Here is a 12,571-nt window from a genome sequence, read left to right as displayed (position 1 = left end):
GAAGGCGGAACGATACGTCTTGGCGTTCGACCGGAGAACGACGGCCTCGTGGTCACGGTCGCAGACACCGGTAACAGTATCCCCGCCGAAGTCCGTCACAGGATCCTCAGACCCTCCTTCACGACGAAAGGTCTGATAGGTAGAGGGCTCGGCCTCTCCGTCATCTCTGAGACCATCCGCCGCAACGGCGGAACCTCTACCCTCGCCAGCCCTGCTCCAGGATCCGACGTCGGCACCGAGTTCCGTCTTTTCCTACCGTTCGATGGTCGCAAGGGCTGAGACCAGCTTCATACAGACGCTTCAGAATCCGGTTGCATTCCGTTTAAGGAGGAACAATTGGCCCACGGTCTTGCTCTTACCCTATAACTGCGGAGCATTCGCCTCGGCGGTGATGATCGATAACATCTCTGGAACGGATCGATGATCACCTTTGCGAGTTCACTTTCGCCGGGGTTGTTATATGGATAGCGTCGTCTGATAACGTCAAGTGAAAAGGCATCCTCCTTGAGGGCACCTTTTCACTTTGTACTGGACTCTAGGTCTTAACATGCCTTCGACGGAGAAGGTCAGCAAAGCCAACTATTCCTGAAATCCCGTAACTATGTTGAAATGGATAACGTCCCATCGGGTATTAAATGCCGATCCGTCCTACACTGTTCGCGATACTCCTCGCCGCAACCTTCCAACCGGATCTGCCTCAGAGATCTTCGCCTTCGTTGAAGGCCCAAACACAGCTTGTCATCGTGGATGTTGTAGTCACAGACAACAAACAGAACCCTGTTCACAATCTCACCGCCTCGGATTTCACCGTGCTCGAGAACAACGTACCCGAGCACATCAAGAGCTTCGAGGAGCACACAAATGCAAGTCCCGCCAAGTCCGAGCTGCCCCTCGTTCTACCACCTGGCAACTTCACCAACTACACGACCGTCCCTGCTGACGCCCCTCTCAATATCCTCCTTCTCGACACCCTGAACACGCCCAACGACGCCCAGATTTATGTTCGTAGTCAGATTCGCCTTTTCCTCGAAAGATCTCCGCCGAACGTTCCTCTCGCCATCTTTGGTCTCAGTTCTCGTCTCTGGCTTCTGCAGCCATTCACCGCTGATCCCCGCCTCCTCGAAGCCGCGGTTGATCGCAAGAATCCGAGGACCTCTCCGCTGATAGACAACCCAGCCACTGGCGGTAAAACCGACCGCCTCTCTGAAAAGATGGTTGAGGCGAAGGCGGCAGTAAACCCTTATGTCGTCCAGCGCCTGCAGCAGTTCGAAGCGGAGCATTCGTCCGGCGATCTCCAACTTCGGGCACGATACACACTCGACGCTCTGAACCAGTTAGCCCGCTACCTCGCGGGCCTACCTGGGAGAAAAAATCTCATCTGGTTCTCCGGCTCGTTTCCCATCAGCATCCTGCCCGACGACAATCTTCTCAATCCATTTGCGATTGCCGGAGACAACTCGGATAAATTCCGCCAGACGACAGCCCTGCTCGCCAAGAGCCAGGTCGCTGTCTATCCGATCGACGCTCGCGGCCTCGCTGGCCCGTCTGTGTACTCCGTCGAAAGCTCCGGCAGGCAGTACGACCCCACGCTCGACCCCAATCTAGGTCGTAACCAGGATGTCTTCACCAATCATCTCAACGACGCCATCCGTCAGAGCGCCGACGACAACTCCACCATGCTCCAGATGGCCGAGAAGACCGGCGGCCATGCCTTCATCAATACCAATGGTCTCGCCGATGCCGTTGCTCGATCCATCGAAGCTGGGTCCAACTACTACACTCTCACCTACTCCCCCACCAATCACGCCAATGACGGCAAGTTCCGCCGTATCCAGCTCAACCTTCGACGCGACGGCTACACGCTCGCATACCGCCGTGGCTACTACGCCGATGCTCCGGCTGCTGCCCCCGCCCTTACGCCTGTCACAGTCTCCAACGCCGCTCCTCACCTCGTCCCACTCGCAGCCGCTCCCACGGCCCACGTAGCCGACCCCATGCACAACGCGATGATCTTCGGCTCTCCCGTTCCCACGCAGATCACCCTCAAGGTTCTCGTCGTTCCCGCCGCCGGAAATCCGGAGGCCACCCTCGCTTCGGGCAATATCGCCTCCGGAAACATTACCGGACCTTACCGCCGCTATGATGTCACCATCGCCGCCGATCCCAGCGCCATCATCTTCACCCCGGCGGCCAACGACAACCATCAAGTCAGCCTCCTCTTCCGCACCTATGTCTATTCGAGAGAGGGCAGGCTCATCAACACCTCCAGCAGAATCGACGATTCAGACCTCTCGCCCATCCTTTACGAACGCGCCCTTCATACTGGTCTCTTCTTCCATCAGGAGATCAGCGTGCCTGTCAAAGGAGAGTTTTACCTTCGGATCGGAGTCCACGACGATACAGCAGATCACGACGGAGCTGTCGAAATCCCTGTCAACAGCGTTAAAGATTTGCCGCCTCTTACTTTGCCACCGGTTACCCAACCACTGGCACGACGGCGTTAATGGGCTGGAGCATGAAGCTTTCTTATCTATAACCAGGTTCACCTCCAGACCAGCGCAGATGCGGATACGGTGACGTAGCGGGTGATGTGATCGTGCCTGGAGAGATAATCCTGAAGATGATTGCGGCTAAGGCTCCGTTGCTTCAGAATGCAGACTGATGGGCCCAAGTAGACCAGATGACAACGGTTTAAGGTCATCCATGTCCTGAGGCTGAAACGTGTTGCCGTGTAAGGCACGCAATAAGCGAAGACTTGGTTGGGTCTCTCCCGACAGTTCGTTGATCGCTGTATTTGCAACCTTAACGCTGAGAGAGTTACTGCCCGCGTGCAGATATTTTGAGACATCGATCCGATAAGGCGGGCACCACACCGTGCCTACCTTCGTACCGTTTAATGACACTTCCGCTACATCGCGGACAGGTGCTTCAAGTAAGGCTTGAGTTCGTACTACTCTTCCAGTAGCTGCAACCTCAATCGGCTTTGTTGGCCCGAAGTCAAGATAGATGGGACCACTCGTGAGCACAGCCTTATCAAGGATGATTTCCTTCTCGTAGAGTCCGGTGCCAGAGAAATAACTGAGTTCAGGACTATCAGTCCAAGAACCTAGACGCGCCAGTTGTATTGGAGCACGATTGCCAATAGTCAATTTCCAGCCGGTCGAGATATCCATCTGCATCCTACGGCCTTCGCTCTTTGCTTTGGGCGACGTCACGAAAGTGGCTGCCGAGTTGGAGAAATAGAGGAGTCTGGAGCCGTAGGGCTCAATCATCTCCGTTATGTGATCGCCATCTTTGATGGCTGCGTTCTCACCCGTAAACGGGTCCCACCACTCTGCCTTCTTAGAACTATGGGCGAAGGAAGCCTTCAAGAGTTGCGGCACGTTGCTTGTATTCGCGACGAAGTATAAGTCGCCATCCGGCAGCTTGCGGTGCATGAAGCCGACGCTGGACTGCTGTGTGTCATAGTTCACTTCAGGCTTTCCGAACTGAAGCAGTGCAGTTCTCAGATCAGCGTCGTTTTGGACCAGATGCCCGAGGTGATTCAGATCTTGGAAGAGTCGCTGTGTGATCGCCTGAATCTCCGGACTATCTTGAGCAGCCTCCGTCAGACCTGATGCAAGGGACGGAGCCTTACCCACCGCAATAACAATCCCGCCAGCCTTTGCGTAACTCTCAATGACCCGATAGGTGCTTAGATCAATGCGACTGACATTGGGTACAACCAGAACTGGATATCGAGATCCAACTCTGGAGATTACGCTTGGATCGATGAAATCAAGGCTGAAGCCCGCGTCGAGTATTGTGCCAACGAGATCCTTATCTAACATGGCCTTGATCGAACCATCGATGCTGACGTTTCCCCACGCTGCAGCGTTGGCCAAGTATGGATTGGGTGGTGTGCTTCCGACGGAGTTGGTATTCAGTCCAGGAGCCGAAGGTCCGGTGATCGGGTTTGCGCTCGAAGGTAGTTCACGCACAGCGTTGAAGCTTGCCCAAGCATCATCGTTTGGCATGTACAGTGCTACATTGGCTGCCGGCTTTCCTTGCCTCAAGATGTAGGACACTCGCTGGAGATAAGTTGCCACCTCCGGCATCGCAAAGCTCCAGGGATTGTGAGCATTGAACGATGCCGCTGCGTACATGCGCTGTCCGGGTTCCACTAGATTCTCAGGAGAGTACGGCCATCCGTGTCCGATGAGTTGGTTGATTCCCTGCAAGAAGTGCATATCAGCCTCAGCCTTCATGTCGAGGGGAACTGCGCGGAAGGATGGGGAGTGTAGCCAGGTCCAAGTCTCCGAGGAGACGACAGGTTTGTCGTATATGTGACCTGCAGACGCAGCCCACCGAGTCCAAGAGAAGCTTCGCCACATCATGGGGTTCGCTGCTCCCTCCCCCTCAATAAGATCGGCGAAGCGATAACTTGCTATCGTGACCGGTGGATTCCCGTAGGTCTGGCTGCGAAACTGGGTATTGTGTGAGTGCGCCCATCGTTGCACCTCAGCCATGTAACGTTCATCGATCAGCTCTGTAAGAGTCTTACCCCAGTCATGACGGACTGCGAATGTGTCAGCTCCGGTATCGCCGATTAACGATGGCAGGTGCGGGGTCAGATCGTAACCTCGGCGCTTTTTGAACTCAACAAGAAAATCCCCGGTCCAGTTGGAGCCGGCGACTTCAAGGCTGTCACTGAAGACTGCATAGGGAGGTTGATCCGGGAACGCCTGCAGGAGTCGATCCCCAACAGTATGCAGATGGTTCGCAACGGCGACCGAATCGTAGTGGTCGAGAACGAATCCTTCGGCTCCGACTGACGGGCGCTTCACGACCATCCCCGTTCGACTGCTGATGAAAAAGAGAACGCTCTTCGCTGCGGTGCCAGTTGGTAAGGGAAGGCGCGTTTGAGTAGCTCCCTCAATGGGGATCTGTGTTGCCCCTGCCAGAGACGAGGTCGAGTCCTGTCCAGACACTGTAAATGCAGCGATGAGCTTCTCCCCGGCTGTTAAGCTGGGTAGTAGCACAGATGTTTCGCCTTCCTTCGGTGCAATGACCTCGGATCGCAGCACTCCGGCATTCTGGGTAATTGGAATGTGCGGGCCGCCAAAGGGCCAGCCGCTGCCCAGTGTTACATCGACACGCAGGCCAAGCCGGCGTGCCTCTTCGCCCGCAAATTTGAGCATGGCGATATGTTCGTCAGAGAGGAATGGTTGGTTGTGAAACCCTGTGCCGGGATCATCTAACTCCAGCGCATAGAGATCGGCAATCTCCACCCCACCAATACCTTCTGCCTTCATCTGTTCCAGCTCGTGAGTGATTTCGGGCTTGGTGACCGCAGGACCAAACCACCACCATCGCATCATGATGCGTGCGTCGGCGGGCGGCGTTCGAAATCCTTGACGAAGAGCAGAAGCCTCGGTGGCCTGCGAGAGCGCAATAAATGGGGTCATCGAACTGAATGCTGCAGCCAAAAGAAGGACACTGAACTTGAGACTCCGACTGTACGGAATGCGCGAGAGTAGATGCTTCATAAAGTGCTCCTCATCTGGTGCTGCGTCCCCATTAAGCAGATCGCGTTGATCTTGTATTTCAAGACGTAAACATGTTCAATACGAGGAGGAGAGAAACATAGCCAAATACGTCGGAGTCTGTCAACGGCCGCAAACGTATCTGCCCACTCAACACGTAAACCATGTGGTGGCTGTAAAGCCGGGCAAACACTAGGTCAGATTTCTAACCATCTAAACCCAGGTCCAAGTCTCGGCGAAGCTACTGTGGACACTTTCGACGGTACCCGAGACGTCGGAGACATTAAGGGGCGTAGTGGACAGCATATCGGTGATCTGACCGGACTTCAGCTTGGCGACGCCTGGCCTGGCAATGCAATTGATAAAGCGAAGAACTTTGGGTGATCGATCGATCACCTGCAGCAACCTTTTTGCACGAGATGAAGACTCTCTTATAAGAAAATTGATCAGCTTTTTAGTGGGCAACGACCACGATGTCCTTTTCTACCTCGGCGGCGCCCCCAACTTGTGGCGTTTTGAGGAAGATGCCAAGGACTGCGGCAAGCATGTACATCATGGCGAAGATCCAGATCACTCCACCGACACCGATGTGCGGAAGGAAGATACCAGCGATGGCGGGACCCAACCAGATACTGATGCCGGAGCCAAGATTGAAGACAGATAGTGCAGCTCCGCGTGATTGGGGAGCGAGCGTAGCCATAATGGCTCCGAGAGGAACAAAGCCTGCAAGGGTCGCCCCGTAGAACATACTTGCGAGCATGACATAGGTGTAGTTCGCGCCGAAGATGTGCGGAACATAGTAAAGACTAAGTGCCGCAGCGGCGCAACCACAAGCTCCGACAATGGTGATGACGGTCCGCCAACCAATCTTGTCACCCATCCATCCCCAAAAAAGATTGAAAAGATATTAGTGGCAAACATGACGGTAAGAATCTGCAGCCACTGTGGCAGCGTAAAGCCGACGGTGTGGATGTAAAAAATCGGCAGGAACAGGAGAAACCCGAATTCTGATGTCGTAGTAATGACTGCAACAATGCCACCGAGACCGACCTTCGGGACTCTCCAGAAAATTGAGATGCCTAAGAGCAGAACGCGGAATGGGTGTTCCTCGCCGGTGCGAAGAGGTTTTGTGCCGCGCGGTTCTTTAATACCGAGCAATGCGATAAAGCCACCGAGAGCGACAAAGAACACGGAGTACCAGAGCGTAGCGTAGGGGCCATGGCGCGGGACGGAGTAGCTGGCGAAGAGCGAGCCTAGTGTGGGCAAGCCCCCACTACGCGCAAACCAAAACCAGCCGACGGACGTTGCGAGATATCGTTGAGGTGTGACTGCGGTGACCCAAACAAGAAAGCCAAACGCGAAGAGAGGATACCCGAGTCCTCGAATCATGTAGCAGAGAAGAATGACTCTATAGCTACTATGCGCGAGACCGAGAGTAAGAAAAGGCACTTCCATCACAAGCCAAATAAGCAGACCTGCCCACATCACTTTCTTCGGGCCGACAAGATCGGAAAGCACGCCGCTGAGCCATGATGCAAGTGCTGCGGCTACCCCATAGAGAGTGAAAGCAAGCGCGATCTGCGATTCTTTGAAATGGAGGTCAAGCATGTATGGCGACAGGAAGCCAGATTCCACACCGTCTCCGATCATGAACAGCAGAAGGCCGAGAAATCCGATTGCAAGCTCTGGGTGCATACCGAGCTTTTCGCTCAAACTGGGCTTCTGCGTCATTGAATGGATCTCCTTAGTTGGTTGCTGCGATGAAGCGGCGAATGGTTGCTCTTGTGCCGATAGTGCTGAGCAACTTCAACGCAGCTTCGACGTCGTTGGCGAAGACTGGCTCGGCGAAGTACGGATGACCGAAGAGTGACTTCAGGGCGATGAAAGGACGTGGGTCATCACCGATGGATCCTGTGACACGCTTGAGATCGTCGGCTCTTACGTCGACGACCTCTATGGGGTTCCCACATTCGTCGGAGGACGATTGCAGATATTTGATCCATGCGGCAATGACAAGGCTGAGAAGTTTGGTGGGGTTGTGCTTTTCGGCAAGCTCGACAACAGAGGGCAGTACCCACTTCGGCATTTTGGCGGAGCCTTCGGAGCAAAGGCGCGCCACCCGGTCGTTAATCGTCGGGTTGGCGAAGCGCTCGATGAGTGTGCTCTTGTAACTAGGGATGGACGTACCAGGAATGAGCGGAACGACGGGCGTGACTTCCTCCATAAACGATTTGATAAAAGCGTCGAAAACAGGGTCTTGCATGACTTCGTGCGCAAAAGTGTGGCCGGCGAGTGCTCCAAGGTATGCCATCGCCATGTGGCTGGCGTTGAGCAGGCGGATCTTCATCAACTCGTAGGGCAGAACGTCAACAACAATCTCGGCACCGACTTCTTCCCAAGGCGGCCGCGCGTTGCAGAAGGTGTCTTCGATGACCCACTGCAGGAAGGGTTCGGTGACGACCGGCCATGCGTCGTGGATGCTGAAGTTTTTCAGCAATTGTTCGCGATCGGATGCGGTGGTAGCCGGTGTAATGCGATCGACCATGCTGTTTGGGAAGGCAACGTTGTCAGCGATCCAGCGGTGGAGGGTCAGGTCTTGCAGTTCGGCAAGGCCCAGGAGAACTCTACGAATAACGTGTCCATTGCCTTGCAGATTGTCACAGGACATGACGGTGAACGGCGCGAGTCCGCGGTCTCGGCGCCGCATAAGTGCGGCGGTCAGGAGACCGAGTGAGGTGATAGGCGCACTTGGTTTGCGTACGTCGTGCTGGATGGACGGGTCGTCGTGAACAAATTCGCCGGTGCCTTCATGGAGGAAATAACCACCCTCTGTAATAGTGAGCGAAACGAGGCGCGTGTCTTCGTGCGCGAGGCGTTCGATAGCGGCTTCGGGATTCTCGGGAGCGAAGCAGAAATCAATAATGGAGCCGACGATGCGTGCAGCCTCTACCTTGGCGCTGCGCTCGAGTACGGTGTAGAGATAATTCTGTTCGCGGAGCGCGTCGCGCATGGCGACATCGTGAGTGAGTACGCCCATGCCGCACTCGCCCCAGTCGGTAAGCGTGCCGCGTTCAAGCAGGTTGTCGAGATACACGGCTTGATGTGCACGATGGAAGCCGCCGACTCCCATATGTACGGTGTGCGGACGGAGCTTGGTACGGTCGTAGCTAGGGCGTTGGATCTTCTTGTCGAGCTGAGCGACGGTGGAGTCGGAGAGCCTGATACCTGCGTGTCTTGTACTCATGGAGAACTTCCTTAGGTGGCCTAGGTCGCGGGGTCCGAATCCGGTCGTCCCGTTCATAACCAAATGGAATAATAAGCTTATTGCGAAGCGGCAGGTTCGGGCTTAGCTCTAAAGTGGGCTCCAATGGTCGCGAACAGAGCATCAAGAGCAGGTCTGAGATTGGTCAGAAGAAGTGATCAGAGTCTCGCAAGAATGAATTCAATCCGGCAGGAGTGGAAGTGTATTTTTTATATGTAATACCTGTGCCTTATTGGTCAGAGAACTAACCGAAAACTATTAGGTTCTCTGATTTGATAGGCCATAATGTAGTCTGATCTGTTGACGACCGACAACGGGCTGCAATTTCAACCCGGCACTGCTAGTAGACGACTTTCAAAGAGAACTGGATCTGACGAGAGCTTCCAGCAGTTCGATTAATGAGACCGAAACCGGAGCCCAAAATCGTGTTGGAAGGGAGCCCCATATCCACAATATTAAATATGTTGAAGAACTCAGATCGAAACTGGACGTCGAAGAGTTCGCTACCGGATTTGCGCGTCCCAACCGGCGTGTCCTTTACGAGCGACATGTCGAAGTCATAGAAGGCGGGACCACGGAATGTGTTCCGTCCTAGGGTGCCGAAGCGTCCCTGGTTGGGCCCGGTTCCACCGGCGATATTAATGGGAATGGAAAAGAAAGAGGCGTTGTCGTCGCCTCGTCCGAAGTAGTCCTCGCGTCGAGTACGTGCCGTCGACAATGCAGGCTTTGCAATCTGATCCGGTCGATCCGAGTTTGCCGAACCTGCGCCAGTCTGCTGTATGCCGGAGTACACGGTGAAGGGAGTTCCACTGCTGAGGCTGGAGATGCTGATCAACTGCCAGCCTTCCACCACCTTCCTATTGATTGAATCGAAGAGGGAGATTTTTTGAATCGGAATATCCTGGGCAAGGCTTAGAGAGAACGAATTCGTTGCGTCGAAGGTAGATGGCCCACGTTCCGGATGCGTGTTGAAGGGATCCTGCGGCGCGGCTTGAGCGATGGCTCCCACGGTACTGGTCGCCGAAGTTCCGGCCACGGTGCTGGTGTCATCAATCGACTTGGACCAGGTGTAGCTCGCCTGTATTCCAGGACCTCCGTTCTTCGTCTGCCCAGTGGCTGATAGTTGAAGAGCGTTATAACCCGAGTGAGAAGTTGGTGTGATTTCACTCTCTGTGCCAAACCCTCCGACGGGCACTCCTTTTGCGTCGAATGTGGTGAAGTGAGCGAATGCTGCGGTTGCGCCTGGGTAGGCGTTGGGGAAGGTGTTGCGCGCGAGCTTATAAGCTGTGGTTCCAACATAACTTGCGGAGGCGGTGACATTGCCTATGGAGCGTTCCAGTCCAAGCGACCATGTGCCGAGCATTGCATTCCCAAAACCACGGCTGATGGCGGCGACATTGAGAGGTGACGACTGGCCTGACAGCGAGGCGATGTCCCGTTCCAGGCGAGCAATATCTACTACTGTGTTTGCAGGCACGTCGTTGGGTCTTCCATTTGCGTAGATGTTCACGCCGGCAGGTGTGTATACCGGCGGCAGTTGCGCCGGTGTGATCTGAAATCCGTAAGCAAGCTGTGTTCCGACAGCGGCGGTCACACGAGGGTAGAAGACGAAAGGAAGGCCCCCGGTTAGCTGATTGTCCTGCCAGATGTTCGGCGGAATCGTCGTCAAAGCACCACCCGCGTGCCCCACCAGGTGATCGCTGAAACGATAATCAACCTGAAAGCGAGGACCCCAGTTATTCACCGCTGTTTTATAACGAGGTTCCGGATTGATCAGGAACTCCTGTCCGCCGTCCGCTGTTGGATAGAAGCCGGAGGTACGCTTCGCACGCTCAGAGATGGGCGTATATAGCTCGAAGCGGAGGCCGTAGTTAAGTGTCATCCGTGGCGTGATCTTCCAAACGTCCTGCACATACGCTGCGAATGCGCTGCGGCTGTCTGCGGCGGGACCGATTTTCTGTCCATTGGAAAAGTAAGAAGGCGCGACCGCGCGAGTGTAGGCAAATGGGCTTCCTGTTAGAAGCCCCGAAAGCGTATCGGGGAGAGGGTCGCCGACATTGACGTCGTGCGTTCCGCTTTGAGACTTGATCGCAACGGGAGAGTAGGCCGTTCCCCCACCGAAGTCATACTCTCCATTTGGTGAAATCCCGAAGTAGGTAGAGTCGCGGTTTAGCCGAACTTCAGCGCCGACTTTAAAAGCGTGCTCGCCCTTCGTCCAGGAGACATTTTCGCGTCCATGAAAGAGATTACCGGCCGCTCTCGTCACCGAACCGCCCGGAGCATTGAACGGTTCGAAGAGCGCGTCGTTGAATTTAACTGCCGGATCTGTTTGATTGGCTGTGGGGAAAGACGGTGTCGTTCGCGTTGCGCTGATGGATGTCTCGAATGTGAGCCTAGGAGACATCGTGTGAACCCATGTGATGACACCGTTTCGTTGCCGATCGACATATTCCACGCCAAAACTCGGATCGATAGCTGTCTGATCAGGGTTGGTAGTCGGGCCGTCGAGATTGTCTAACGTGAATCGTCCGAAGAGGTGATCTGCCGCCCCGAGCTGATAGTCCAGACGAATCGAGAATTGATCGGCGTTGGTTGTTACCTTCGATGAGGTCGCGTAGGTGTTTGCTCCGAACGTGCCTTGAGCATAGTTCGGTAGAGGATAACGGGCCAGGACCGCTGCAATCGCCGAATTCACTGGGACTGTGAGCGTATCACCGGCGTAAGCGGTCGTGTCGACGCCTGCCCGCTGTTGAGCCGTTGGTACAGCAAAGACCTGCGTCGTCCCGAGCACCTGACGAAAGCCTTGGTATTCGACAAAGTAGAACGCCTTTCCTCGGCCGTCGTACACGTGCGGAATGAAGATCGGACCACCATTAGTGAACCCGAACTCGTTCCGTTTGAAGGGAGGAATTCGTCCCGGATTTGCAGGCGACGAAAAGTCAAAGTAGTTGCGGGCGTCCAAGGCGGAGTTCCGAAGAAACTCGAAGACAGACCCATGATAGCTGTCTGTACCAGAACGTGTGAGGATGTTGGTGAAGCCGGAAGCGCCCCTGCCGATCTCCGCAGGCATCACGCCAGATAGGGACTGGAGTTCGAGAACGGCATCGACATTGAAGTTCGTGAATGTTCCTCCACCCACTTCGGGGTCACTGCTGTCAGCCCCATCGAGCGCAAATACAGCCTCTACTCCACGCTGCCCATTGATTGCGAATTGCTGGGTAAAGTTTGACGCACCGCTTGAATCTGCCGCGGTACCGGCGGCCAGCAAAAGCAGCTGGCTGAAGTCGCGTTTATTGAGTGGGATTTCGCTGACGGCTTTGCTTGTCAGCTTTTCACCACCAGCGGCTACTTTTTCCAGTTGAGTACCAATGGTCAACGTCCCATCCGCTCCAAGCGTCAGGATGACCGTAGCTGACTGAGACGGGATATTGATAGCAGCGGAGCTGCGATAGAGATGTCCATCTACCTCAATGGAGAGGGAGTAAGTGTTTGGCAAAAGCGAGTCAAAGACGAAAGATCCATCTGAAGTAGTCGTTGTGGTCTTGTGCGCATCACCTGCGTCCAGCTTTATGTTCGCATGAATGAGAGGATGAGCAGATTCGTCCTTTAGAACTCCGCGCCATGAGGGCGTAGGTATCTGACCCGAGACGAATGCGGAACCGATGGAGGCCGCGAAGACACATAGCATTGCGAGCCGCAAGACCTTCCCGACACCTACGAGGAAAACAGCCCGATTTATGTGACGATACATACACTTCCTATTCAGCTCGAACGAGTTTCGTGC

General features: G+C 54.8%; 5 protein-coding genes and 2 pseudogenes. 2 read left to right on the top strand and 5 right to left on the bottom strand.

The annotated features are described in order from the left end of the window. Together GSQ94_RS12600 and GSQ94_RS12595 are read left to right on the top strand one after the other, a co-directional pair. Nucleotides 1-279, top strand: a 279-nt coding sequence (locus GSQ94_RS12600) for an ATP-binding protein (protein WP_174240931.1), incomplete at its 5' end; no start/stop codon positions are given. A gap of 356 nt (nucleotides 280-635) precedes the next feature. Next, nucleotides 636-2,504, top strand: a complete 1,869-nt coding sequence (locus GSQ94_RS12595) for a VWA domain-containing protein (RefSeq protein ID WP_158944218.1) — start codon at nucleotides 636-638, stop codon at nucleotides 2,502-2,504. A gap of 126 nt (nucleotides 2,505-2,630) precedes the next feature. Here the strand turns inward: GSQ94_RS12595 and GSQ94_RS12590 are convergent, their stop codons facing one another. The 5 genes and pseudogenes from GSQ94_RS12590 to GSQ94_RS12575 all read right to left on the bottom strand — a co-directional run bounded on the left by GSQ94_RS12590 (nucleotide 2,631) and on the right by GSQ94_RS12575 (nucleotide 12,475). Beyond that, nucleotides 2,631-5,528, bottom strand: a complete 2,898-nt coding sequence (locus GSQ94_RS12590; protein WP_158944217.1) for a glycosyl hydrolase — start codon at nucleotides 5,526-5,528, stop codon at nucleotides 2,631-2,633. Between the two features lie 451 nt (nucleotides 5,529-5,979). Then, nucleotides 5,980-6,417 (bottom strand): annotated as a pseudogene (locus GSQ94_RS21425) (MFS transporter); the annotation flags it as partial. A 35-nt stretch (nucleotides 6,418-6,452) separates the two neighbouring features. Continuing rightward, nucleotides 6,453-7,175 (bottom strand): annotated as a pseudogene (locus tag GSQ94_RS21840) (MFS transporter); the annotation flags it as partial. A 94-nt stretch (nucleotides 7,176-7,269) separates the two neighbouring features. Next, nucleotides 7,270-8,769: a mannitol dehydrogenase family protein gene (locus tag GSQ94_RS12580; protein WP_158944216.1), complete on the bottom strand. Its 1,500-nt coding sequence runs from the start codon at nucleotides 8,767-8,769 to the stop codon at nucleotides 7,270-7,272. A gap of 358 nt (nucleotides 8,770-9,127) precedes the next feature. Next, nucleotides 9,128-12,475: a TonB-dependent receptor gene (locus GSQ94_RS12575; protein ID WP_254063844.1), complete on the bottom strand. Its 3,348-nt coding sequence runs from the start codon at nucleotides 12,473-12,475 to the stop codon at nucleotides 9,128-9,130. Between the last annotated feature and the right edge of the window lie 96 nt (nucleotides 12,476-12,571).

The organism is Granulicella sp. S190 (genome assembly GCF_009766095.1).
Classification (GTDB): Bacteria; Acidobacteriota; Terriglobia; order Terriglobales; family Acidobacteriaceae; genus Edaphobacter.
Note: the sequence above shows the minus strand (reverse complement) of the source record. Positions and strands in the feature narration are given on the sequence as shown.

What these genes read in the sequence shown, in the direction of transcription:
- GSQ94_RS12595 (WP_158944218.1), top strand. Translation starts at nt 636, where the DNA reads ATGCCGATCCGTCCTACACTGTTCGCGATACTCCTCGCCGCAACCTTC.
- GSQ94_RS12590 (WP_158944217.1), bottom strand. Translation starts at nt 5,528, where the DNA reads ATGAAGCATCTACTCTCGCGCATTCCGTACAGTCGGAGTCTCAAGTTC.
- GSQ94_RS12580 (WP_158944216.1), bottom strand. Translation starts at nt 8,769, where the DNA reads ATGAGTACAAGACACGCAGGTATCAGGCTCTCCGACTCCACCGTCGCT.
- GSQ94_RS12575 (WP_254063844.1), bottom strand. Translation starts at nt 12,475, where the DNA reads ATGCTATGTGTCTTCGCGGCCTCCATCGGTTCCGCATTCGTCTCGGGT.